General features: G+C 29.4%; 27 protein-coding genes and 1 pseudogene. 19 read left to right on the top strand and 9 right to left on the bottom strand.

Annotated elements, in window-relative coordinates; genetic code table 11:
* Window positions 1–55: 55 nt before the first annotated feature.
* From ACPB8Q_RS00700 to ACPB8Q_RS00690, 3 genes are read left to right on the top strand one after another with little or no spacing between them, the layout of a single operon-like run.
* Window positions 56–1027, top strand: coding sequence for a mechanosensitive ion channel family protein (locus ACPB8Q_RS00700; protein ID WP_423792752.1), 972 nt, complete (start codon window positions 56–58; stop codon window positions 1025–1027).
* Window positions 1012–2040 carry a hypothetical protein gene (locus tag ACPB8Q_RS00695; protein WP_423792751.1) on the top strand — a complete coding sequence of 343 codons (1029 nt, stop codon included), beginning with the start codon at window positions 1012–1014 and terminating at the stop codon, window positions 2038–2040. Before ACPB8Q_RS00700 ends, ACPB8Q_RS00695 begins: the two co-directional genes overlap by 16 nt.
* A complete protein-coding gene (locus ACPB8Q_RS00690; protein WP_423792750.1) occupies window positions 2021–3532 on the top strand; it encodes a thymidine phosphorylase family protein in 1512 nt (503 codons plus the stop codon). The genes ACPB8Q_RS00695 and ACPB8Q_RS00690 overlap by 20 nt, the downstream gene beginning before the upstream one ends.
* A 2-nt stretch (window positions 3533–3534) precedes the next feature.
* Here ACPB8Q_RS00690 and ACPB8Q_RS00685 read toward each other — a convergent pair whose 3' ends face one another.
* The 3 genes from ACPB8Q_RS00685 to ACPB8Q_RS00675 all read right to left on the bottom strand — a co-directional run bounded on the left by ACPB8Q_RS00685 (window position 3535) and on the right by ACPB8Q_RS00675 (window position 5915).
* Window positions 3535–3930, bottom strand: coding sequence for a 30S ribosomal protein S6e (locus ACPB8Q_RS00685; RefSeq protein ID WP_423792749.1), 396 nt, complete (start codon window positions 3928–3930; stop codon window positions 3535–3537).
* Window positions 3931–4126: 196 nt separating this feature from the next.
* On the bottom strand, window positions 4127–4942 hold the full coding sequence (locus tag ACPB8Q_RS00680; protein WP_423792748.1) for an ATP-binding protein: 816 nt from the start codon (window positions 4940–4942) through the stop codon (window positions 4127–4129).
* Window positions 4935–5915, bottom strand: a complete 981-nt coding sequence (locus ACPB8Q_RS00675) for a DHH family phosphoesterase (RefSeq protein ID WP_423792747.1) — start codon at window positions 5913–5915, stop codon at window positions 4935–4937. Before ACPB8Q_RS00675 ends, ACPB8Q_RS00680 begins: the two co-directional genes overlap by 8 nt.
* 158 nt (window positions 5916–6073) lie before the next feature.
* Here ACPB8Q_RS00675 and ACPB8Q_RS00670 point away from each other — a divergent pair, with 158 nt between their 5' ends.
* Together ACPB8Q_RS00670 and ACPB8Q_RS00665 are read left to right on the top strand one after the other, a co-directional pair.
* Window positions 6074–6268 (top strand): CopG family transcriptional regulator, encoded by a 195-nt coding sequence (locus ACPB8Q_RS00670; protein ID WP_423792746.1) that lies wholly within the window; start codon window positions 6074–6076, stop codon window positions 6266–6268.
* Window positions 6268–7176, top strand: coding sequence for a DNA-methyltransferase (locus ACPB8Q_RS00665; protein ID WP_423792745.1), 909 nt, complete (start codon window positions 6268–6270; stop codon window positions 7174–7176). The genes ACPB8Q_RS00670 and ACPB8Q_RS00665 overlap by 1 nt, the downstream gene beginning before the upstream one ends.
* A gap of 58 nt (window positions 7177–7234) precedes the next feature.
* On the opposite strand, the gene ACPB8Q_RS00660 is transcribed toward ACPB8Q_RS00665, so the two are convergent.
* Window positions 7235–7897 carry an MjaI family restriction endonuclease gene (locus ACPB8Q_RS00660; protein WP_423792744.1) on the bottom strand — a complete coding sequence of 221 codons (663 nt, stop codon included), beginning with the start codon at window positions 7895–7897 and terminating at the stop codon, window positions 7235–7237.
* Between the two features lie 191 nt (window positions 7898–8088).
* Here ACPB8Q_RS00660 and ACPB8Q_RS00655 point away from each other — a divergent pair, with 191 nt between their 5' ends.
* The 4 genes from ACPB8Q_RS00655 to ACPB8Q_RS00640 are packed head-to-tail and all read left to right on the top strand — an operon-like array spanning window position 8089 to window position 9621.
* The gene (locus ACPB8Q_RS00655) at window positions 8089–8535 is read left to right on the top strand and encodes a 30S ribosomal protein S19e (RefSeq protein WP_423792743.1); all 447 of its coding nucleotides are present in this window, start codon (window positions 8089–8091) and stop codon (window positions 8533–8535) included.
* Between the two features lie 9 nt (window positions 8536–8544).
* Window positions 8545–8877, top strand: a complete 333-nt coding sequence (locus tag ACPB8Q_RS00650; protein WP_423792742.1) for a DNA-binding protein — start codon at window positions 8545–8547, stop codon at window positions 8875–8877.
* Between the two features lie 4 nt (window positions 8878–8881).
* Entirely contained in the window at window positions 8882–9478 is a 597-nt protein-coding gene (locus ACPB8Q_RS00645) for a DUF7411 family protein (protein ID WP_423792741.1), read from the top strand.
* Complete coding sequence (locus ACPB8Q_RS00640; protein ID WP_423792740.1) at window positions 9466–9621, top strand: 50S ribosomal protein L39e; 156 nt, start codon at window positions 9466–9468, stop codon at window positions 9619–9621. The genes ACPB8Q_RS00645 and ACPB8Q_RS00640 overlap by 13 nt, the downstream gene beginning before the upstream one ends.
* On the opposite strand, the gene ACPB8Q_RS00635 is transcribed toward ACPB8Q_RS00640, so the two are convergent.
* Both ACPB8Q_RS00635 and ACPB8Q_RS00630 read right to left on the bottom strand, forming a co-directional pair.
* Window positions 9611–10027, bottom strand: coding sequence for a UPF0146 family protein (locus tag ACPB8Q_RS00635; protein WP_423792739.1), 417 nt, complete (start codon window positions 10025–10027; stop codon window positions 9611–9613). The genes ACPB8Q_RS00640 and ACPB8Q_RS00635 overlap by 11 nt on opposite strands.
* Window positions 10014–10835, bottom strand: a complete 822-nt coding sequence (locus tag ACPB8Q_RS00630) for an SDH family Clp fold serine proteinase (protein WP_423792738.1) — start codon at window positions 10833–10835, stop codon at window positions 10014–10016. Before ACPB8Q_RS00630 ends, ACPB8Q_RS00635 begins: the two co-directional genes overlap by 14 nt.
* Before the next feature lie 249 nt (window positions 10836–11084).
* Between ACPB8Q_RS00630 and ACPB8Q_RS00625 the strand changes: the two genes are divergently transcribed.
* Window positions 11085–11729: an IS6 family transposase gene (locus tag ACPB8Q_RS00625; protein WP_423792737.1), complete on the top strand. Its 645-nt coding sequence runs from the start codon at window positions 11085–11087 to the stop codon at window positions 11727–11729.
* Window positions 11730–11742: 13 nt separating this feature from the next.
* Here the strand turns inward: ACPB8Q_RS00625 and ACPB8Q_RS00620 are convergent, their stop codons facing one another.
* The 3 genes from ACPB8Q_RS00620 to ACPB8Q_RS00610 all read right to left on the bottom strand — a co-directional run bounded on the left by ACPB8Q_RS00620 (window position 11743) and on the right by ACPB8Q_RS00610 (window position 15348).
* Window positions 11743–12723, bottom strand: a complete 981-nt coding sequence (locus tag ACPB8Q_RS00620; protein WP_423792736.1) for an ABC transporter ATP-binding protein — start codon at window positions 12721–12723, stop codon at window positions 11743–11745.
* Complete coding sequence (locus ACPB8Q_RS00615; RefSeq protein ID WP_423792735.1) at window positions 12714–14129, bottom strand: ABC transporter permease; 1416 nt, start codon at window positions 14127–14129, stop codon at window positions 12714–12716. The genes ACPB8Q_RS00620 and ACPB8Q_RS00615 overlap by 10 nt, the downstream gene beginning before the upstream one ends.
* Before the next feature lie 205 nt (window positions 14130–14334).
* Window positions 14335–15348, bottom strand: coding sequence for an ABC transporter substrate-binding protein (locus tag ACPB8Q_RS00610; protein WP_423792734.1), 1014 nt, complete (start codon window positions 15346–15348; stop codon window positions 14335–14337).
* A gap of 172 nt (window positions 15349–15520) precedes the next feature.
* Here ACPB8Q_RS00610 and ilvC point away from each other — a divergent pair, with 172 nt between their 5' ends.
* From ilvC to vhuG, 9 genes and pseudogenes are all read left to right on the top strand, one after another.
* Window positions 15521–16513, top strand: coding sequence for an NADP-dependent ketol-acid reductoisomerase (gene ilvC / locus ACPB8Q_RS00605; protein ID WP_423792733.1), 993 nt, complete (start codon window positions 15521–15523; stop codon window positions 16511–16513).
* Window positions 16514–17689, top strand: coding sequence for a tripartite tricarboxylate transporter permease (locus ACPB8Q_RS00600; protein ID WP_423793453.1), 1176 nt, complete (start codon window positions 16514–16516; stop codon window positions 17687–17689). It begins immediately after the preceding gene.
* A gap of 117 nt (window positions 17690–17806) precedes the next feature.
* The gene (locus tag ACPB8Q_RS00595; RefSeq protein ID WP_423792732.1) at window positions 17807–18571 is read left to right on the top strand and encodes an ABC transporter ATP-binding protein; all 765 of its coding nucleotides are present in this window, start codon (window positions 17807–17809) and stop codon (window positions 18569–18571) included.
* Window positions 18571–19285 (top strand): annotated as a pseudogene (locus tag ACPB8Q_RS00590) (ABC transporter ATP-binding protein). Before ACPB8Q_RS00595 ends, ACPB8Q_RS00590 begins: the two are co-directional and overlap by 1 nt.
* A gap of 10 nt (window positions 19286–19295) precedes the next feature.
* Window positions 19296–20204: a branched-chain amino acid ABC transporter permease gene (locus ACPB8Q_RS00585; RefSeq protein WP_423792731.1), complete on the top strand. Its 909-nt coding sequence runs from the start codon at window positions 19296–19298 to the stop codon at window positions 20202–20204.
* Window positions 20205–20221: 17 nt separating this feature from the next.
* Entirely contained in the window at window positions 20222–21250 is a 1029-nt protein-coding gene (locus tag ACPB8Q_RS00580) for a branched-chain amino acid ABC transporter permease (protein WP_423792730.1), read from the top strand.
* Between the two features lie 119 nt (window positions 21251–21369).
* The gene (locus ACPB8Q_RS00575; protein ID WP_423792729.1) at window positions 21370–23397 is read left to right on the top strand and encodes a 4Fe-4S binding protein; all 2028 of its coding nucleotides are present in this window, start codon (window positions 21370–21372) and stop codon (window positions 23395–23397) included.
* Window positions 23398–23497: 100 nt separating this feature from the next.
* The gene (gene vhuD / locus ACPB8Q_RS00570; RefSeq protein ID WP_423792728.1) at window positions 23498–23896 is read left to right on the top strand and encodes a F420-non-reducing hydrogenase iron-sulfur subunit VhuD; all 399 of its coding nucleotides are present in this window, start codon (window positions 23498–23500) and stop codon (window positions 23894–23896) included.
* 123 nt (window positions 23897–24019) lie between these two features.
* Window positions 24020–24880 carry a F420-non-reducing hydrogenase subunit VhuG gene (gene vhuG / locus ACPB8Q_RS00565; protein ID WP_423792727.1) on the top strand — a complete coding sequence of 287 codons (861 nt, stop codon included), beginning with the start codon at window positions 24020–24022 and terminating at the stop codon, window positions 24878–24880.
* Window positions 24881–24887: the final 7 nt, after the last annotated feature.

The raw sequence follows: 24887 nt of genomic DNA, 5'->3' as shown, positions 1-24887 counted from the left end.
TATATTTTAGTATTGTTTTATAATATTTATATATACTAATCTTATATTGATTAATATGGAAAAAGAAAAATTAAAATTAGCTGTAAAGATAGCATTATTATTAGTTATTTTATCTTTAATGTCTAAAACATTATTCAATATCCATATATTTATAATATCATACCTATTAAAATATAAAACACAAATCTTAACAATTGTGGCTATTGTTTTATCAGGTTTAATTGTTGTAGATGTAATAACTGATATTCTTAAGAAGCAAGCTGAAAAAGATGAGAAAAATGCTGAAAAATATATTTCTATGAGCTATATTTCTAAATATACAATATACTTAATTATTATTTTATCAATTTTTGGTGTGTTTTATCAAAATTTATCATCCTTAGTAGTTTCAATTGGATTAATAGGGGCAGCTGTTACTTATGCTCTGCAAAGACCTATTTTGAATGTTGCTGGATGGTTAGTTATGTTATATACAAGAACTATAAAGATAGGAGATAGAATAATTGTAAAAAATGCAGGAATAGGAGATGTTTTTGATATTGATACACAACACATATATTTAAGTGAGCTCACTGAAAACTTTGAACCTACAGGAAGAGTTTTAATAGTTCCAAATTCACTTATTTTTACTAATACAATAGAAAACCTAACAAAAGGAACTCCATATATTTGGGATAACTTAGTTATAAATTTCACATTTAACAGTAATATTAAAAAAGCTGAGAATATTGTCTTTTCATCTGCTAATGAAGTTGTTGGTAAATTAATGAAAGAACTCTATTCAATATGGAGCAAAAGGAAGTATCTAACAAGAAGAAAGCTTGTAGATAAGCCATATACAAGAGTAGGAATAACAAGAACATCCTTTTATATTAAAGTTTTTTATCTAACTCATATTAATGATAGAGCAAGAGTTAGAAGTGAGATACAAAGGAAAGTATTAGAAAAAGTTAAAAAAGAGAGTGATGTTGAGTTAGCTTATCCTCATTTAAAAATTGTTGAGGATAAAAAATGGAGTTGGAATTAAATAAATTAGTAAAAAATATTGGTAACTTAGCATTATCTAAATTAAAGTATATTTTTGGGGAATATAATGATTATAAATCTGATTTGATAAACTACTCTCTAATTTTAGGAGTTGATAAAAAGAATCTTGATGATATTGTTGATAAACTTTTAATTGTATTTATTTCTCATACACCATACTACAATGAGTTTGTTAAAAGATATGCTGAAATAAAATCAGAGGAGATAGATGTAAATAATAAAATTAATATCTTTGAATTTATAAAAATTGGAAGTAAGTCAAAAAACAATGACTTGCATTTAGAGAGGTTAGATTTAGTTAATGGATATGTAGATATTAGAGAGATTAAAGAAATATACAAAAAAGAGTTAGTTAGAGTTAAAGTTTTAGAGCTATGTGAAAAAGCTAAGAAAAAAGAACTACCTGATGATGATACTATAAAAAAATTCTACAATGACATTTTAGAATATTTAAAAAACAAAATTAAGTTTAAATACAGAAGTATAAATTTTGGAGATATTTCCTATAAAGGAGAGATTCCCTTTGATTGGCATCCTCCATGTATTAGAGGGATATTAAATGATATTCTTTCAGGTGGTTCTCCTCCTCATTCTGCAAGAAGAAGTTTAGTAGTTTATCTATTTGCTGCTAAGTTTAAACCTACATTAAGACCAAAAGAGGGAGGAAAATTAGTTGAATTGTCTGCTTTAGATATTGTAAATAATGAGGAAGAGATAGAGAAGTTTATTGATGAAGTTGTTGAACTATTTAAAAATGTTGAGGATTTTGATGAAAAAAAGACAAGATACTATATAATGCATAATATTGGCTATAAAGTAGGACATCAAAGATTTACTCACTGTGAGTACTGTAAAAATTGGAAAAATAAAGATTTAAACATATACTGTAAGCCAGATGAATTATGTAAGAAATGTTATCATCCTTTGGATTACTTATGCTACAAATTAAAAAATAGATTGAAGAGGGAAAATAATGCTAACTCTAAGAGTTAAAATTTTTGATTTTGATTTAGAAAGATTTATATTGTTACATGAAGATGATTTAAAAGCTTCTCAATATTTTCAGGAGGATAGAGTTGTTATAAAACATCAAGATAGGGAGATTTTTGGAGTTATATACTCAACAAGAACATTAGTCAATAAAGGAGAAGTTGGACTGCCAAAAAACTTAGCTAAGGAATTAAAAGTGAATAATGGAGATATAGTTTATATAGAGCATGCTGAAAGACCAAAGTCCTTACCATTCATTAGAAAAAAGATGAATGGAGATAAATTAAAGAAAGAAGAAATTTACTTAATTGTTGATGAAATGGTCAATGGAAATTTAGGATATATTGAAATTTCTGCTTTTGTTACATCTATCTATATCAATGGAATGGATATGGATGAGATAGAGAGTTTAGCAATAAGAATGGCAGAAACCGGAGAGACAATTAACTGGGAATCTACTATTTTTGATGTTCATTCTATTGGTGGCATTCCTGGAAATAAATATGCTCTTTTAACTGTTCCAATTGTTGCATCAGCTGGTTTAAAGATTCCTAAGACATCATCAAGAGCTATAACCTCAGCTGCAGGAACAGCAGATGTAATGGAAGTTTTAACAAGAGTAGATTTAACATCAGATGAAATAAAAAAAGTTGTTAGTGAAACAAATGGATGCTTAGTTTGGGGAGGAGCTATTGATTTAGCTCCAGCAGATGACATAACTATTCAAGTTGAAAGACCTCTAAATATAGACCCAAAACCACTTTTGTTATCAAGTGTTTTAGCTAAAAAATTGGCTATGAGTGTAAATAAATTAGTTATTGACATTCCTACTGGTTATGAGGCAAAGGTTAAGAATATTAAGGAAGCATCTGCATTAGCAAGAGATTTCATAAGTTTAGGAGATAGGTTAAATATACAGTTAGAATGTGCTATAACTTATGGAAACCAACCAATTGGAAGAGCTATAGGTCCTGCATTGGAAGCAAGAGAAGCATTAAAAGCTTTAGAAAATTATAAAGAAGCTCCTTCAAGTTTAATAGAGAAATCTTTAAGTTTAGCAGGAATATTGTTGGAGATGGGAGGAGTAGCTCCCTATGGAGAAGGAAAAGATTTAGCAGAAGATATATTGGCAAGTGGTAAAGCTCATGAGAAGTTTTTGGAGATAGTTGTTGCTCAGGGAGGAAAAGAGATAGAATCAGATGATATTGAATTAGGTAAATATAAAGTGGATATACATTCTCCAATAGATGGATATGTGACAAGAATATCGAACCACAAAATTACTAAGATAGCCAAAGAGGCAGGATGTCCTAATGATAAAAAAGCAGGAATCTATCTAAATGTAAAAGTTGGTAATAAAGTAGAAAAAGGAGATTTACTTTTTACAATATATTCAAGTTCAGAAGAAAGATTAAGAGCAGCAGCAAAGTTAGCAAGGGTTATTTATCCTATAAAGGTTGAAGGGATGTTATTAAAAAGAATATCAAGATTTTAAGTTTATTCACTATTTTCAGTTTTTTCTTCTAAACCTAACAATTCTGGAATTGATTTTTCTCCATATTCTACAACTTTACAGTTTATTTGAACAATATCTGGAGCAATTGTATTTCCTCTTACTGTTTTTCTTCTTCTTTCTCCTTTTCTTCTTGGATGGAATCCTGGTGGAGCACTTAATAAAACTCTAACTTTTCTACTTCCATGGATATCTGGTCTCATTGGAAATCCACTGTCATCAGTTCCTCCAGTTATAACTAACTTATAACCTTCTAATCCTAATATTTTCCCATCAAATTCTTCTCCAATTCTTTTTCCTACTAATGGAGTATTATCTGCTTCTATTTGATAACATCTTCCAGTTTTTGGGTCTGCTACTACAAATTTTGCTGTTGGCATTTAAATCACCAAAAATAGATTTTTTTATTTTTTGTCTCCCTTTTCAGTTTCACTAAACTTCATAGCTAATCCATCCCCAAAGGGGCAAGGGATAGATTAGCTCCATTTAGCTCATCAACCAGTCCCAAGCTTTTAAGCTCAGGACAATAGCACAACCTAAGAATATAAAGATATAGTTTATATAATTTATTGTTTATTAATTCTTATATTTTGATTTTTTATATAATTTCCAAACTCTACAAAAAGAACAGATTTTTCCTGCTGATGTCATTCCACATATTTCACACTCTCTAAACTGAAAATCTTCCTCAATATCAAATAAATGTCTATATTTTAAATAGCCATATAGAAACTGTTTCTTTATATTCTTTCTCTCCTTTTCAAGCTCATTTAAATAAGCTCTATGCTTTAAAGTTATGGCATCCTTAGCAAATTTACATTTAGCAGTTGTAAAAGGAATGTTATTCTTAACTGCATATTTTAAAATTAAATCCTCTTCAATCTCATAGAATATCTTAACTTTTTTTAAGAATTTATCATGTGCTGGAAGGACTGGAAAATGTTTAGCTAAATATCTTACACTCCAATTTAGTAGATTATTCAATAAGAAAGAGACTTCATCATCTAAGTTATGCCCAGTAACTATAACATCAAAATTATTCTCATATCCAAATTTGTTCATTAGATATCTTTTAGTTATTCCACAAATAGAGCAGTGCTTTCTTTTTAAATCTTCTATTGTCTTACCAGTTATATCTTTTAAATTAACTATATGAAGAGGAACCTCTAAAATATTTGAGAGTTCTTTAACCTTTTCTAAGGAAATATCTGAGAAGTTTTTTATTCCTAAATTTATGTGAAAAAGCTCAATATTGTATCCTAACTTATTCAATACATAAGCAGCTGCATGGCTATCTTTTCCCCCAGATACTGAAACTAAAATTTTTTCATCCTTATTTAGCATTTTGAATTTATCAATACTTTTCTTAACTAATTTTTCAAAATTATCCATTCTCTAACTCCTCAATGAATTTTTTATAACATAGGTTTAATACTTCCTTAATAATCTTATTTTTATCTTTTCCTTCTGGTAGAGGTGCATTTAAACCAGCAGCTTCACTATGCCCACTACCTGAACCATTTAGTTCTTTGGCTATCTTTTCCATTAATCTTCCTAAATGCACCTTTTTGGATATTGATTTTCGACATCTTGCACTAACCCTTATCTCTTTTTCTTTTTTTCTTACAGCAACAACAAAAGCAACATCAGCTCCAATACTAACCAAAGTTTTTGCTGCTGATGCTTCATAACTTGACACATGTGAGAGAGCTATAACTATATCTTTATACTCTTTTAAAATCATTCTTTTACAAGCTTTTAAATTAGCTATTTTTTTACCTTCATCTCCTTCATTCGTTAAGAGATAAATAACTTTATTAAAACTGATATCTTTTACTAAATAACTTATTATACTGAATGTCTCTGGTTTAGCTAATTTTAGATGTTTTGTATCATAAACTATCCCACATAATAATGCTAACCTTACATTCTTAGGAGGATATATATTCAAATCTTTGAAGATTTTAGCAACTATTTCAGAAGTGGATGGTGAGTTTTCATCAACAATCTTTAACTTAGCTATATCATACAAATCAGATGGTTTATGGTGGTCAATTAAAACAACATCTCTTTTTTTTAGCTCATCCACATTAACCTTTAATTGAGAAGTTGATGCTGTATCAACAACAAAAACAGTACTTGGTAGTTTTGGATATACCTCAATATCAATATTATCACTAATCTCTCTAAGTATGTTTTTTGATACTTTATTTATTGAGTCAGCAACTACTCTAACATTAGATTTTGGATTTAGATATTTAGCTAAATACTTTAAGGCTATACAACTACCTACTGCATCAGGGTCTGCATTATGATGGCATAAAAATAAAATCTCATCCCTCTTTAAGAATTCTAAAAGTTCCATATTGCATCCCAAGATAGTACAATTTTATTGAAATAATATAAGAATATGATTAAAACTTGGATGTAAATTTTTGTTTAAAATTTTATCACGCAATAAACCTTATAATAACTTATAGTATATATAATTTGTATCATATATGTATTTTAGGTGAGTAAGTTATGACACAAAAAGAAAAAGATAATATAAAAAGAGTTCAAGTTACATTTACTAAGAACCAATGGGAGTTAATTGAAAATTTTAGAGGAATTTTAGGACAAACAGATGCTGAAATTGTAAGGACTATTGTTTTATCTTGGCTATGTGAAAAATCAATTATATCAACTACCATAAAGAAAGAAATGGGGGATAAATAATGAATATTGATATAAAAACTAATCACAAAATAATTTTTGGAGATTCAAGAAAAATGGCTGAAATTGATGACGAAAGTGTTCATTTGGTTGTTACCTCTCCACCATACCCGATGATAGGAATGTGGGATAATTTGTTTAAAATTTTAAATCCAAAAATAAACGAGCTTTGGACAAAAATGGAAAATGAAGAAAATGAAGAGAAAAAAGAAAAATTAATCATGGAAATATATAATTTAATGCATCAAACATTATATCCAGTTTGGGAGGAGATTTATAGAGTTTTAGTTCCTGGAGGAATTGCATGTATCAACATAGGAGATGCTACAAGAAAAATTAATGGAGTTTTTAGATTATTTCCCAATCATTCTAAGATTATTGAAAAATTTGAAAAGATTGGATTCGTTACTCTCCCATACATATTATGGAAAAAGCCGTCTAACAAACCTAATGCTTTTTTAGGCTCTGGATTTCTTCCACCAAATGCTTATGTTACATTAGATGTCGAGTATATATTAATATTTAGGAAAGGAAAACCAAGAAAGTTTAAACCAAGAGATCCATTAAGATATGCAAGCAAATATACTAAAGAAGAAAGAGATAAGTGGTTTTCTCAAATTTGGGAGATTGTTGGAGATAGGCAAACACATAATAAGCTTAATAGAAGAACTGCATCATTTCCAGAAGAAATCTCTAGGAGATTAATTAGAATGTTTTCTATTATTGGAGATACTGTTTTAGACCCATTTTTAGGGACTGGAACAACAGTAAAAGCGGCAATTGAATTAAAAAGAAACTCTATTGGATATGAGATTGATAAATCCCTAAAGCCAATAATTGAAGAAAAAATTGGAATTAATCAAAAAAGAATTGGAATGGACTTCAATGTAGAATTTATCAATCGTGATTGATAGCAGAATAAAATTTTTATAGGCAAATATATAAACTGCGAAAGTTCTATAATAATAATTATTTTGTATTTTCAATCAAATCCAATAAATCAGAGTAATCAACAATAATTTTATTTTTCTTCTTTTCATAAATAATTAAATTCCCTTTAAGTTCTTCAGGAAGATGTTTTTCCTGATTGACGTAAGTTTTAGATTTAATTGAAACGGGAATTTCTTTATCATCAATAATAATTATCCCGTCAATACCCTTAGATTCTTCTTCTACAGTGGCGGGGCGATAATTTCCACCAAACTCTTCTGCAATTTTTTTCAAAATAGCATCCTGCAACATAAGACCTTCATAGGTTTTTGTAAGAACCAAATCCTCAACCCACTTTCTTACATCATCTCTTTCCAACTGTTCTAGGGTTTCTTTAAAATTATTAAGCATATCCCATATCTTCTGTGTAGCTTCATCAATCGCATTAGGGTATTTTTGTAAATACCACTTTTTCCAATCTTCATAACTTCTACCACCACTTTTTCTAAATTCTTTAATCAACTCACTCATCTGACCAACAACTTTTGGACGAGTTCCCTGTGCAAATAAATTTGCAAGATTTATAAGCTGAGAAGAATACTTTGGTAATTCGGGTTTTTGAGGCAATTTTAAAATCTCCCTTTCTTCTTCATAGGTGATTTCTATAATTCCTTTTCTTTTTCTTTTTATTTCTTTTTTCATATAATTTTCACCAAAATTATCTAACTTTAGAGTACGTCAAAATTTAAATTAACATAAGTTATATATATGAGATGTCCAATTATTAAGCTAAGAATAACTTAGATATTTATAGTCTCTCTTTAACTATTTTTAAATTAACAAAATTAACAAATAGAATTAAAACAAAACTGTTTAACATGGGTGATAATAGTATGGTTACAGTTTATGATGTTCCACCAGAAAAGTTAATTCAAAAAACAGCTGAGAAGTTAAAGGAATTAGGGATTTATGAGCCAGAATGGACAAAATTTGTTAAGACAGGAAGAAGTAGAGAAAGAAGACCAGAACAAGATGATTGGTGGTATATAAGATGTGCCTCTATATTAAGAAAAATCTACATTAATGGTCCTGTTGGTGTAGAGAGATTAAGAACTGCCTATGGTGGAAGAAAAAACAGAGGTCATGAACCAGAGAAGTTCTTTAAAGGTAGTGGAAATATAATAAGAACTGCTCTACAAGAATTAGAAAAATTAGGATTTGTTAAAAGAACACCAAAAGGTAGAGTTATTACTCCAAAAGGTCAAAGCTTTTTAGACAATATAGCAAAAGAAGTTAGAGATGAAATAATAAATGAGATTCCTGAGCTTGCTAAATATTAAGTGGTTAATATGGACCCAGAAGAAATTAAAAGAAGAAAGTTGTTAGCTCTACAACAAAAATTAGAACAAGAACAGCAACAAGTAGATGAACAAGCATTATTACAGGCTGAACTACAAAAAAGAGCATTATTAAAAAAGATATTAACAGCAGATGCAAGAGAAAGATTAGAAAGAATTAGATTGGCTCGTCCAGATTTTGCTGAAGCTATTGAAGTTCAACTTATTCAATTAGCTCAGTTAGGAAGAATACCTATTCCATTAGATGACAAAAAGTTTAAAGCTTTATTGGAGCAAATATCTACAATGAAAAAAAAGAGAGAGCCAAGAATAATAAGAAAGTGAGTTTATGAAAGTATATGTATTATTTAGTGGGGGAAAAGATAGTTCCCTCTCTTCCTTAATATTAAAAAATCTTGGTTATACTCCAATTTTAATAAATGTTAATTTTGGTGTTTTAGATAGTTATAAATTAGCTGAAGAAACAGCTAAAATATTAGGGTTTGATTTTAAAGTTGAAAAATTAGATAAAGAAATCTTGGAGAAAGCCGTTGATTTAATTGTTGAAAAAGGATTTCCAAGAGATGGGATTAATTATATTCATAAACAAGTTTTAGAGATATTATCAAATAAATATAAGATTTTAGCTGATGGTATTAGAAGAGATGATAAAGTTCCTAAACTTTCTTATTCAGAAATTCAAAGTTTAGAAATGAGGAAAAATGTTCAATATATATCTCCTTTATTGGGCTTTGGATATAAAACTTTAAGAGATTTAACAAATAAGCTTTTTATAATTGAAGAGATTAAAAGTGGAACTAAAATTACTTCTGATTATGAAGCTGAGATTAGAGCTATATTAAAAGAAAGAGGAGAAAAACCAGAAAAATATTTCCCAGAGCATAAACAAACAAGGATAATAGGGGTGAAAAAATGGGAAGTATAAAACCATTTGGTAAAAAAATAAGATTAGCAAAAGCTAAAAGACAAAATAGAAGAGTCCCTTTATTTGTTATGGTTAAAACAAGAGGTAGAGTAAGAGCAAATCCAAAAATGAGACATTGGAGAAGACAAAGAATTAAGGCATAAATAAGTAAATATTATTTTTTATTAATTTAAAACTTTTATGTGGTGCTTCATTGGATAATGGCTTTAAAATAAATGGGACACTTAACTTTTTTGCCAATTCCAATGCATATATTTGCAAGTCATAAGGCATTCTAATAGAATAAAATAATTCAACATCTTCATATATATTTAAATTTGGAGAAAATATATCATCTATCTTCCCATTCAATCCATGAGATAAAGCTTTTTTTATACAATCTTCATTTCTATCTACTACTAAAAGATTAAATTCTTTATTAAGGAATAAAGCCACATCAAAATAGTAACCAATTCCTAACTCACATATATTTTTTATTTTGTTCTCTTTACAAAAATTATAAATAAATGAAGCTATATCCATAAAAATCATTATTTTACTCTTTTGCATTTGTATAAGGCATATATTCAACTGTTCCTCTTTTTACAATAGGTTGTTTATATAACTCCATTAATCTATAAACCTCTTCTGGAACATCAGTAGATACAGGAAGACCTAAGCTTTTTGCTTCATCATAAGTTATAGGATAGTCATGAGTCCATCTTCCTTCTGTTAAAATTCTTGCTAACTCTTTTGCTTTTTCTTCTCCTAATTTATCTTTTAATAGATAATAAACAAAATTTTGAACTTGTCTTATAGCTTTTTTACCAACATCAGCTAAAATTAAAGTTTGGTCATCTACCTTATCTTTCCCTTTTTCTTCAACTGCCTTAACTATTGAAGGAGCTGGATACTGTCCAAGTTGAGGGTCAACTGGCCCAAGAACTGCATTTTCATCCAATATAATTTTATCTGCTGCAAGAGATATTAAAGTTCCCCCACTCATTGCATAATGTGGAACTATAACCCTTGTCTCAGCAGGATGATTCTTTAATGCCCTTGCTATTTGAGTAGCAGCTAAAACTAAACCTCCAGGAGTATGGATAATTAAATCAATTGGCTTATCTTTTGGAGCTTCTCTAATTGCTCTTAAAATTTCTTCACTATCTTCAATTGTTATAAATTTGTAAATAGGTACTCCAAACAATCCAATACTTTCCTGTCTATGGATTAGTGTAATTACTGTTGAATTTCTTTTCTCTGAAATTTCTTTTAATAGTTTTAATCTTGCTAATTGTAATTGTCTATATTGAATATGGGGAGCCATAATTAAATAGAAGAAAAACAGCCACCACATTAAGCTAACAATATCTATCATTACCACCACTTTTATTATTTTTTATTATTTATTGTTGGTTATTTAAAATTATTAGTTTTAGTTTATTAAATTTATATATAGCTTAGCTTTTTCTTTTTACTTTATTACATACATAGTATCATAATAACTCCTTAAAAAATTCAAAAGCAAAAATAATTTAATTAAAAATTTGATAATAAAAATTTTATCTTGATAGAGTGAGAGTGTCAAGTTAAGCTTTTATTAATAATTGATAAAAAATAATAAAATATGAAGCTCACGATAGAAGTCTTAAAGGAGAGAATCGAAGAGGAGAAGATTTTTAAAAGGAATAAGAAGTCGATAGAAGTTAAAATCTTAGCTGGGATTTTGTATTATCTTGGACTATCGTTGAGGAAGGTAAGTTTGTTTCGTTCCCAATTCGAAAGTATAAGCCATGAGTCGGTTAGGACTTATTATCACAAGATTAAAGATGTTTTAAACGAACCTGAAAGAAAGGAAAGATACGCAATTGCAATCGATGAGACCAAACTAAAGATTGGAAATGAAGTTATTTACGTATGGTCTGCTATTGATGTTGAATCGAAAGAGTGCTTGGGAGTTTATATTTCTGAAACAAGAAACTACCTCGATACTATATTATTCGTTAAGAGCATATTAAAATTTTGCTCTAATAAGCCGAAGATTTTGGTCGATGGTGGAAGATGGTATCCGTGGGCATTGCAAAGATTGGGTTTAGAATTTGAAAGAGTCCGATTCGGACTGAGAAATTGTGTAGAAAGCTTTTTCTCACTACTCAAACGAAGAACTAAAGCATTTTATAATAGGTTTCCTAATAACAGCAAATTCGATACAGTTGTTAGCTGGATTAAAAGTTTCATGATGTTCTACAATTGGTTGAAGTCGTTAACTTGACAGTGTCATAGAGTTATGTTTTTATATATATAACCTTATCCTTTAATATATCAAAAACTATGCTATCTCCCTCTTGGTATAGATAATTACAACTATGAACTTCACAAATAAGTTCTGAATCCATAACTTTTATTGTATATCTCACAAGATTTCCAAGGTATTCAATATCATCAATTTTTCCACAAAATTTGCCTTTTCCTAACATAATATGCTCTGGTCTGACCAAATAATAGTAATTTTCATTGTAATCAATTCCTAATGTTTCAACTATAAACCTTGGTAAAATATTAATATTTCCAATAAATTTGGATACAAATAATGTTTTAGGATTTTTATATATTTTATCTGGTGTATCTACCTGCTCAAATATACCATTATTCATAACAGCTATTCTATCAGATATAGATAAAGCTTCTTCTTGGTCATGAGTAACATATATTGTTGTTATCCCTATATTCTTTTGTATCTTTTTTATATTTCTTCTCATTTTTACTCTTAATTTGGCATCTAAGTTACTTAAAGGTTCATCTAATAATAAGATTTTTGGCTCTATAACTAAGGCTCTAGCTAAAGCTACTCTTTGCTGTTCTCCTCCGCTGAGTTCAGTAACTTTATAATTTTCATATCCACTTAAATTCACTAAATCTAAAACATTTTTTACTTTTTCATCTATTTTATCTTTTTTTAATTTTCTAATTTTTAAACCATAGGCAACATTCTCAAAAACTGTTAAATGTGGAAAAAGAGCATAATTTTGAGGAACATATCCAATGTTTCTCTTATATGGTGGTAACTTAGTTATATCTTTTCCATTAAGTACAATTTTTCCACTACTTGGTTGCTCTAATCCTGCAATAATTTTTAAACATGTAGTTTTTCCACAGCCAGATGGGCCTAAAATAGATATTAGTTCATTATCACATTTTAAATTAATATTTTTCAATACCTCTTTGTTATTATATGATTTTGAAATATTAACAAGTTCTAAAACCAAGATTTATCACCTTTAAATTTCAATAGAAGAATAGTCCCTAACACTGATAGTATAATCATTATTATTGCATAGCATGCAGCAACTCCAAAATTATAGTTTATAGTACTTTCAAAAACTAATGCCGATAACACCATAGTATCAGGTGTTATAAGAAATATAATTGAACCGAGAGTTTTAACTGTTGAGATGAATACATATATCATACTAAAAATTACAGCTGGCTTTAATAAAGGAAAAACAACTTTTAGAAATGTCCTTATTCTATCAGCTCCTAATGTTAAAGAAACATCTTCAAAAGACTTATCTATTTGTAATAAGGTAGCACAGCATGTTTTAAAGGAAAATGGTAATTTCCTTATTACACAATTTAATATAATAATTAAAGAAGTCCCTACTAATAATAATGGAGGATTGCTAAATGCAATTAAATATCCAATTCCCATAAATGTCCCAGGTATTGCAAAAGGCATAACTGCTAAAAAATCTAAGGCTTTTCTACCAACAAACTTATCTCTGACAACTAAATAAGCATAAATTGATCCTAATAATCCAGCCAATATACTGGTTGATATTGAATATAAAATAGTATTAAATATTGCATATTTTCCATGATTTAAAGCTTCTATAAAGTATTCTAATGTAAAGGTATAGTTATAACCAAAACCTTTTGTAAATCCTGCCAAAAAAACAGAAAAAAATAATAAATAAACAAAAAGAGAGAATATTATTGCTGGGATTGATATTAAAAATTTATCTAACTCTTTTAAATTATAGGTTTTTATTTTTGGATATCTTTGGGAATATCCTTTATTAATCTTGCTATATATTGCAAATATAATTATAGATGGAATTAGAAGGATAATACACAATACTGAGGCCATTTCTAAATTATAATTACCAATTACTTCAAAATAAGCAGCAGTTGCAAGTGTATTAAAATTACCTCCTACTATAATAGGAGTCCCAAAGTCTGCTAATGACTCCATAAATATTAAAATCCCAGCACTTAAAAGTCCAGGTAAGAGCAATGGAAGTGTTATATCAGTAAATATTCTAAATTCCTTAGCTCCTAATGTTCTTGCAGCATCTTCTAAGTTACTATCTATACTTAATAAAACAGCTGATATAACAAAAAATGCTAATGTAGTATAATCAATAGATTGTAAAATTACGACACTCTTCCAAGAGTATATGTTAATATCCAATCCCAACAAGCTATTAGTAATAATCCCATTTCTCCCAAATAGATAAATATATGCTAAGGAAGTTATATATCCTGGAGTAATTATTGGTAAAAGAACAGCAATTTTAAAAAATAATTTTCCTTTAATATCTGTTTTAAATATAAGTATTGAAAATAATAAACCAAAAAATAAAGAAATTGTTGTTGATAAAATAGCAACCATTAGACTATTTTTTAGAAGGTCAATGTAATAATGGTCTTTACAAAATACATAATAATATTTTAATGTAAAAATTCCATTACTATAAAATGATTTAATAAAAACCATAGAAATAGGATATACTAAAAAAATAAGTAAAAAGAGAAATAGTACAACATATAACAACATTTTAACCTTCAAAAACTTCACCATAAGAACAAGAACTTATTTATTTTGTTATGATATTTTGATATCTTTCCTCCCATTCTTTTAATATTTCATCTCTTTTTTTACTCCAATATATAAAATCCATATTAATAAAATCTAATTCTTTTGGATTTGGCACGCCTTCAACTGGTTTTATATCACTTCTTACAGGAACTCTCGGATCAGCTTCCATTAAAACTTCTTGACCTCTTTTTGATAAAACCCAATCAACAAATTTTTTTGCCGCTTCTGGATGTTTACAGTTTTTTACAATTGCTACTGGAGATGGCCACCATATAACTTTATCCAAATATATGGCCTTAATAGGCAGGTCTTTATTTTTCATTACTGCTATATGAGGGTCTGGACAAATTCCTATAGCAAATTCTCCAGACATTACTAATCTTCCAGGAGTTGAGCCTCTTTTTGTTAGAAATGGTGTATTTTCATATAATTTGTCCAAATATGCCCATCCATCTTTTTCTCCTTTCATCTGCAAGATTCCACAAACTGTAAAATATGCTGTCCCTGATGTGGTAGGATTTGAAGCAATAATTTCTCCTTTATAGATAGGTTTAATTAAATCATCCCAAGTTTTTGGTTCAGGAAGTCCTTTTTCTTTTAATCTTTTTTCATTTACTAATAAACCTACAGTAACTATTGATACTCCTGTCCAATAATGATCTTTATCTACAAATCTTTTATCAATATACTTTGTATTAGGGGAATTATACTGCATTAGTAGTCCTTCTTCCTTAGCTTTAATAAAAGCATCAATCCCTCCACCAAACCAGACATCACATGATGGATTGTTTCTTTCAGCCTCTAAACGGGCCAATACTTCTCCAGAAGACATAGATATATATTTTATTTTTATACCAGTATCTTTTTCAAATGCTTTTGCTATTTTATCCATTCCTCCATATGCTGCATAAACAGTCAATACATTCTCTTCTTTTTTTTCATTATTTACACATCCACTAATAACAATTCCTGTGAGTATAATTAAACTCATAAATATAACATATTTTCTCATAAAATCACCAATAAAATAGTCTCATAAATAAATATTAAGATAATATAAGAATTTAAAGATAATGATAAGATTTTCTAATACCATGAATTCAGATATATTACAAAGTAATTTCATAAAATTTAAGTATAAAGAATAGAATCATTAAAATCTAAAAAGCTGTTGAGGTGTAGTTATGGTTAAGATATACTATGATAAGGATGTATCTTATGATGCTGTCAAAGATAAAGTTATAGCTGTTATAGGATATGGAAGTCAGGGAAGAGCTCAATCTTTGAATATGAAAGATAGTGGATTAAATGTTGTAGTAGGTTTAAGACCTAATGGACAATCTTGGGAAAAGGCTGTTAAAGATGGGCATAAAGTATTAACAATTGAAGAAGCTGCAAAAGAAGCAGATATAATCCATATTTTAATTCCTGATGAAGTTCAGCCAACTGTTTATAAAAAACAAATTGAGCCATATTTAACAGAAGGAAAAACTTTAAGCTTTTCTCATGGTTACAATATTCATTATGGTTTAATTGTTCCTCCAAAGAATGTAAATGTTACAATGGTTGCTCCAAAATCTCCAGGAGCTATGGTCAGAAAAACTTATGAGGAGGGTTTTGGAGTTCCTGGATTAGTTGCTGTTGAACAAGATTATACAGGAGATGCTTTGCAAATTGCCTTAGGAATGGCTAAAGGTATTGGATTAACAAGAGTTGGAGTAATAGAAACTACTTTTAAAGAAGAGACAGAAACAGATTTATTTGGAGAGCAAGTTGTTCTATGTGGTGGAGTAACAGAACTAATAAAAGCTGCTTTTGAGACATTGGTTGAAGCAGGATACTCTCCTGAGATGGCTTATTTTGAGACATGTCATGAATTAAAGTTGATAGTTGATTTAATCTATCAAAAAGGTCTCCAAGGTATGTGGGAGAATGTTTCAAATACTGCTGAATATGGAGGATTAACAAGAAGAAGTAGAGTTATAAATGAAGAATCAAGAAAAGCAATGAAAGAAATATTAAAAGAGATTCAAGATGGAAGATTTGCAAAAGAATGGAGATTAGAAAATATAGCAGGAAAACCACATTTAAATGCTTTAAGAAGATTAGAAAAAGAGCATTTAATTGAAAAAGTAGGTAAAGAGTTAAGAAAAATGTGTGGTTTAGAAAAGGACTAAATTATGAATATACTTTATTTATTTTTTGGAGTTTTGACTGGAATTTTTACATGTCTATTTCCTGGAATACATCCAAATAATATAGCTGTTTTATCTATCTTTCTACTTCCATACTTTGGAGAAAACTTTGTTCCTTTTTTAATAGGATTGGTTATTTCCCACTACTTTATAAACTTTATTCCAGCTGCCTTTTTAGGAGTTCCTGATGATGAGACATCAGTTTCAGTTCTCCCATTACATAAATTAACATTAAAAGGATATGGATATGAAGGTGTAATTTTATCAGGATTAGGCGCTTTTTTAGGAGTAGCTATTTCATTAGTGTTTGTTTTAATTGTCTTATTGATGAAAATAGATATTAACACTTTATATCTTTTTATAAAACCAGCTATTCCTTTTATTCTAATTTTGTTTGTTATCTATCAAATTATAACTGCTAAGCATATTTGGGAGATAGCTATTATATTCTTATCAGGAATTTTTGGAATTGTTGTTTTATATTTAAACTACTCTGAATTATCAACATTAACAGCAATATTTACAGGGATGTTTGGAGTTCCAATTTTATTAAATAGCTTAAATTCAAAATTTCCAAAACAAAATATAACATTCCCAAAATTTGAGTTGATATATATTTACACATCATTATTTGCAACAGTAACAGGTTTTTTTAGGATTTTTCTACCTGCTGTAAGTGGTGCTCAACTTAATTTTTTACTAAGTAAGATAATAAAAGAAAGTAATTTAAGAAGCTTTTTAGTTTCTCAGGGAGCAATTATATTATCAAATGAAGTACTCTCCTTATTAGCTTTAATTTTTATAGGAAAGGGTAGAAGTGGTGTAGCAGAGACAATAAGATTACTTAATTTAAAGTTTTCATTAAATGATATGATTTTTTACATTATAGTTTCTTCTGCAATATCATTTATTTTGTTATCTTATATATCCAAATTTTTGCTTAAAATACTACCAAAAATAAATTTTAGATTACTATCAATATTTTTAATAATTTTTTGCACATTACTTGTTCTTGTTGTAAGTAAATATCCAATTTACAACTTTATTGTTTATTTAACAGCTATATTTATTGGAATCTTAGCCAATAAAAGTAATTCTAACCTTTCAAATATGATGAATGTTTTGGTTTTTCCAACAATTTTGCTATTTTTAAGGTAAATTTATAAATATTTTTAAGGTAATTTATTATTTAGTTGTTTGTTGTATTTTTTATTTTTAAATCCTAGAAGTAATATTTATATATTAAGGAAACTATTTTCCTATTGGTGAGATAATATGGATATACTAAGGACTGAAAATATAGTGAAATACTTTGGTGATTTCAAAGCTTTGGATAATGTATCTATTTCTGTGGAGAAGCAAACAGTATGTTTAGTTATTGGGCCAAATGGTTCTGGAAAATCAACTTTAATAAATGTAATTACAGGATTTTTAAAAGCAGATGATGGGAAGGTTATTTTTGAAAATAAAGATATAACAAACAAAGAGCCAGAAGAGATTTATCATCATGGGATAGTTAGAACTTTTCAAACTCCTCAACCATTGAAAGAGATGACAGTTTTAGAAAATCTATTAATTGGGCAGATACATCCAGGAGAGGAGCCAATAAATGCTCTATTTTATAATAAATGGATGCCATTTGAGGAAGAGATGGTAGAAAAAGCTTTTAAAATTTTAGAGTTTTTAAAACTTTCTCATCTATATGATAGAAAAGCAGGGGAATTAAGTGGAGGACAGATGAAGTTAGTTGAAATAGGAAGAGCTTTGATGTCAAATCCTAAAATGATTGTTATGGATGAGCCAATTGCAGGAGTAGCTCCAGGATTAGCTCATGACATCTTTAATCATGTTTTAGAACTAAAAGAAAAAGGAATTACTTTTCTTATTGTTGAGCATAGGTTAGATATTGTTCTTAAATATATTGACCATCTTTATGTAATGTTCAATGGAAAAATAATAGCAGAAGGTAAAGGCAAAGAGATTGAGAATGTCCTAAAAGACCCAAAAGTTGTAGAGATTTATATTGGAGGGGGAGAATGATAATTAAAGTAAGTAATTTAAATGCTGGATATGGTAAATTACAAATATTGTTTGATGTAAATGCAAAAGTAGAAGAAAATAAAATAACCACAGTTGTTGGACCCAATGGTTCTGGAAAATCAACATTTTTAAAGACATTGTTTGGATTAACTACAATCTACTCAGGAGAAATAAATTTTAAAGGTAATGATATAACTTATATACCTCCATATAAAAAGGCAAGAATGAGAATAGCCTATTTACCACAAACAAACAATGTATTTGTAAATTTAACTGTTGAAGAAAATTTAAAGATAGCTGGATACATATTAGATAATAGAAAAACTTAAAGAGAGGATTAACTTAGCTTTGGAAGTTTTCCCAGAGTTGAATAATATCTTAAAAAGAAAAGCAGGAACTTTAAGTGGAGGACAAAGACAATTTTTAGCTATGGCTATGGCATTAGTGAGAGATGCTGAAGTGTTGATGTTGGATGAACCAACAGCTCAACTCTCTCCAAAATTGGCAGAAGTTATTTTCAGTAAGATTGTTGAGTTGAGAGATGATTATGGACTAACTATTTTATTGGTTGAGCAAAATGCAAAAAGAGCTTTGGAGATTAGTGATTTTGGATATATGTTTGTTAGTGGAAGAGTAGCTTTTGAAGGGACAGCAGAAGAACTCTTAAACCATGAGAAATTTAAAGAGTACTCATTGGGAATAACATCTGTTTAAGGTGAAAATTATGATTTTAGAAGGGGCTATAATATACTCAAATATATTGGTTCTTTTAGCATTAGGTTTAACTTTAACATATATAACAACCAATGTTCCTAACTTTGCACAGGGTAGTTTTGCTATTGTTGGTAGTTATGTTGCTTTAACTTTATTAAAATTATATGGCTTATCTCCATATCTAACTCTTCCAGTAGTTTTTGTTGTAGGAGCAATTGTAGGATTAATTACCTATATATCCCTAAAACCTCTCATTAAAAGAAAGGCATCAGTAGAAATCTTAATGATAGCTACCTTGGCAATTGATTTATTCTTAGTTGGATTTATTGGGGCTTATTCAGAAGTATTGAGTGGAGTTGTTGGCTCAACAATGGCAAAATTTGTTTTTTCAAATATTGATTTTTATTTATTTGGATTTAAAGGAATCTTGTTTGTATCTACTGGAGTTATTATATTGTTATTAATTTGTTTATATATTCTGTTATATAAAACTAAGTTTGGAATTGCTTTGAGAGCATCTATGGAGAATCCTGATTTAGCTCAAACTATGGGAATTGATGTTGAGCAAACAAGAATGTTCTCATGGATATTATCAGGAGGATTAGCTGGAATAGCAGGAGGATTATTACCATTCATTCAGGAAGTAGTTCCATTAACAGGTGATTTCTTAATTATATCTATATTTGCTGCAAGTATAGTAGGAGGTTTAAGACACATTTCTGGGGCATTAATTGGAGGATATATAATAGGGATGTCTGAGAGTTTATTAACTTATGAACTCTCTACCATATTTGGAGCTGGATTCTTAGTTTATGGTAAAGTTATCTCTTTAATAATTATGATTGTAACTTTATTAGTAGCTCCAGAAGGATTAACTGGATTAGATTGGAAAAAGATTAAAAAAAGATTAAATATTTAGGATAAGAGGTGAAAATAATGCTAATATTGGATGTTATCTCTCTAATTTTATTATGGTTTGGAATATATGCTATTGTTTCTCTCTCTTTAAATATAGAATTTGGATATGCAGGAATTCCAAACTTTGGAAAAGCTTTATCTGTTTTAGTAGGGGCCATAGCTGTTGGAGCCATATTAGATAGGTTATTAATATGGTATTTTGGAATTAGTGGAGATTTTATTAATGCTTCAACTGTTGCAGCTTCTAAGATGACTCAATTGATAGCAATTAATCCACTTATGGGATTTTTAATTTTAATTAGTTCAATTGTATTAGCTGTTATATTAGGTTTAATTGTTGGAGCTATATTTATTCTACCAAGTGCCAAATTAAAAGAGGACTATTTAGGGGTAACATTATTGGCTATCTCTGAAACAGTGTTTTTAGTTTGTTTATATAACTTAAATATTATTGGTGGATATTATGGAATATCTGTTCCTGATATATTAGCATTTGCCTCAGGAGAGTATAGAGGAATTATATTTACAGGAATTGTATTAGTAATAGCATTTTTAGTATATTTATTTATGCAAAGATTATTAAATACACCTTATGGTAGAGTTTTAAGAGCTATGAGAGAAAATGAAAATACTGTTAAGGCTTTTGGTAGAAATATAATGCTTCTAAGAATAAAAACAGTAGCTATTGGTACTGCCATTGGAGCAATAGCAGGAGTATTATATTCCCTCTACACAGGAAATATAGTGGCTAATGCATTTACAAGGGCTGAATGGACATTCTTTCCATTTTTAATGGTTCTATTGGGAGGAAAAGGAAATAACAATGGAGTGTTAGTTGGAGTTTTAGCTTATGTAGTAGTTAAGGTATTGTTGGATATCTATAAATATCAAATAAAATACACCTTAGGAATACCTTTTGAGCCCACATGGTTATCATATATGTTATTTGGAGTAATAATGCTTCTAATTCTTTATTACAAACCATCTGGTTTAATTCCAGAAAAACCTATTATAACAAAACCTATGCTAAAATATTTTAGAAAATAACTACCTCTTTTATTTTATTTTTTAATAGCTCTTATTAAATAGTTTGAGAATATACTTTTTTATATATAACCTTTAATTATACATTAAAATAGAGTTGCTATTATTTTTGAGGTGTAACTATGGAAAATGAAACTCCAAGAATTGGAGTATATGTATGTCATTGTGGATTGAACATTAAAGCAGTTGTAGATTGTTCAAAAGTTAGAGATTTTGCTGAGAAGTTAGATGGTGTAGTAGTAGCAAGAGAATATCCTTTTATGTGTGCAGACCCAGGACAAAACTTGATTAAAGAAGATATAAAGAAATATAATTTAAATAGAATTGTAGTTGCAGCATGTACTCCAAAGATACATGAACCTACTTTTAGAAACTGTATCCAAGAAGCAGGACTATCTCCATACTATTTAGAGTTTGTGAATATTAGAGAGCATGATTCTTTTGTTCATATGCAAGATAAAGAAGCAGCTACAAAAAAGGCAATGGAATTAGTAGCTGCAGCAGTTGAAAGAGCTAAAAGATTAGAAGATGTTCCTCAAAAGATTGTTGATGTTGATAAATCCTGTTTAATTATTGGAGGAGGTATAGCAGGAATTCAAGCAGCTCTTGATTTGGGAGACCAAGGATTTAAAGTTTATTTATTAGAAAAAGAGCCATCTATTGGAGGAAGGATGGCTCAACTTGCTAAGACATTCCCAACTGATGACTGTGCGCTGTGAATTCTCGCCCCAAAGATGGTTAGCGTTGCGAACCACCCCAATGTTGAATTAATAACCTATGCTGAATTAAAAGAAGTTAGTGGATACATTGGAAACTTTGAGGTAACTATTGAGAAAAAGCCAAGATATGTAGATGAAAATGTCTGTACTGGTTGTGGAGCTTGTGCAGCTGTTTGTCCAATTGAAGTTCCAAATGAATTTGACTGTGGATTAGGTACAAGAAAAGCTATATATGTTCCATTCCCACAAGCTGTTCCTTTGGTTTATACAATTGATATGGAACACTGTATAAGATGTGGATTGTGTGAGAAAGTTTGTGGTCCTGGAGCTATAAGATATGACCAAAAACCAGAAGAAATCAAATTAAAAGTTGGAACTATAATTAATGCAGTTGGATATAATGAATTTGATTGTACATTGAAAGAAGAATATGGTTATGGAGTTTATGATAATGTTATAACCACCTTAGAATTAGAAAGAATGATTAACCCAGCTGGACCAACAGGAGGGCATGAAATTAGACCAAGTGATGGAAAACATCCAAAAAGAGTATTGTTTATCCAATGTGTTGGTTCAAGAGATTTAAAAGTTGGAAAACCATACTGTTCAAGAATCTGCTGTATGTTTGCTTTAAAAAATGCTCAATTAATTAAACAGCATGACCCATCCGCTGAGGTTTATATCTGCTATATGGATATTAGAGCATTTGGTAAAGGTTATGAAGAGTATTACAAAAGAGCCCAAGAACAGTTTGGAGTCAAATTTATTAGAGGAAGACCAGCCTGTATAATGGAAGACCCTGAAACAAAGAACTTAATTGTTAGGGTTGAAGATACTTTATTAGGAGAGGTATTTGAATTAGAAGTAGATTTAGTTGTATTATCAGCTGGATTATCACCAAGACCAGATAATCCAAAATTAGCAAAAATGTTAGGTTTAGAGTTAAGTCCTGATGGATTCTTTAAAGAACTACATCCAAAATTAGCTCCAGTTAATACAAAAGTAGATGGTATTGCAATTGCAGGAGTAGCACAAGGACCAAAAGATATTCCAGATACAGTTGCTCAAGCTAAAGGGGCTGCAAGTGCAGTTGCAATACCAATGTCTCAAGGTAAGTTTAAAATTGAGATGATTAGAGCTACAGTTAATGAAGAGATTTGTGGTGGATGTCAAGTTTGTGCTAAAGTTTGTCCATATAAGGCTATAACATATAGAGAAAAAGAAGGCCATTTAATAGCAGTTGTAGATGATGTTGCTTGTAAAGGTTGTGGAGCTTGTGCAGGAGTTTGTCCAGCAGGAGCTATGCAGTTAAGATACTATAGAGATGAACAAATCATCCCAGAAATTGATGCAGTTGTGGAAATCCACAAATTAGTAAATCAAATTGGGGATATTGAAAAAATTAAAGAAAAATTAAAAATTAAATCTTAAAATAAATCTTAGATGAGGGGCATTATGCCCTGATGACCTAAATGACTAATAATTTATCATTAGAATAAAACTAAATAAAAAAATATCTTAGAGTGAGAGTATGGAACCATTAATAATAGCGTTCTGTTGTTATCAATGAGGATATGGAGCAGCTGATTTAGCTGGGACAAGTAGAATGCAATATCCTCCATCAATTAGAGTTATAAGAATCCCCTGTACTGGAAGGTTCGACATTACTTATGCATTAAGAGCCTTCCAGAAAGGGGCAGATGGAGTAATGGTTGTTGGTTGAAAAAAAGGAGAATGTGTTTATGAAACAGGTAACTTAAAGGCTGAAGAGAGGGTTAGGTTCCTAAAATCATTATTAGATGAATATGGATTAGGTGGAGAAAGAGTAGAAATGTTCTTTATGTCAGCTGCTGAAGCTGATAAATTCGTTAAAGCATCTATAGAAATGACTGAAAGAATTAAAAAATTGGGACCTAACCCTCTCAAATAAATAAGATAAGGGATGAGCCCTTCTGGGAACCCTGATAAAGGGACCAGAAGGGTAACCACCCCCTGAGGTGAGGGGGAAAATAAACTTTTTTAAATTTATTAAATCTATTTGTAGGGTGATATTTTGAGTAAAGCAAAAATAGGAACAATCCAGTTATGTGGATGTTCAGGATGTCATATATCATTGTTAGATTTACATGATAACTTATTAGATTTACTACCAAACATTGAGATTGTATATTCACCTATATTAATGGATAATAAAGAGATTCCAGAAGGAATAGATGTATTTTTAGTTGAAGGAGGAGTTAGAAACGAGCATGACGAACATTTACTCCATGAAATTAGAGAAAAATCTAAATATGTTATAGCATTTGGAACTTGTGCAGTTTATGGGGGAATTCCAGGATTAGGAAATTTATATGATACAGAAGAACTATTAAAAACTGTATATTCAACAGATTCAACAGAAAATAAAGGGGAAATCCCAGAAGAAGGAATACCAAAATTAACAGATGTTGTAAAACCTATATCAGATGTTATTGTTGTAGATTATGAAGTTCCAGGATGTCCTCCATCCCCTGAATTAATTGCAAAAGTTTTAACAGCTCTATTAAATGGAGAAAAACCAGAATTACCTAAAAAAACTGTTTGTGATGAGTGTCCAAGAAAGAAAGAAAATGTATTTCCAGAGAAGTTTAAGAGAAGTTTTGATGGAAAGCCAGACCCAGAGAAATGTCTATTTGAACAAGGTTATACTTGTTTAGGTGCTGGAACAAGAGCAGGATGTGGTGCTAAGTGTCCAAGAGCTGGAATGCCATGTAGAGGATGTTATGGAAAAACTGATGCAACTCTTGATATAATAAAGATAGCAAATACATTTGCAAATGCAAACATTGAAGAAGCTTTAAAGATTCCAGATAAAATAGCATTAATAGAAAGATTTTCATTACCTGCTGCATTAATAAACAGAAAAATCAAATAAATTTAAG

The organism is Methanocaldococcus indicus (assembly GCF_049554935.1).
Lineage (GTDB): Archaea > AGJL01 > Methanococci > Methanococcales > Methanocaldococcaceae > Methanocaldococcus > Methanocaldococcus indicus.
The sequence above is the reverse complement of the archived record's forward strand: the minus strand, read 5'-3'. Positions and strand labels throughout refer to the sequence as shown.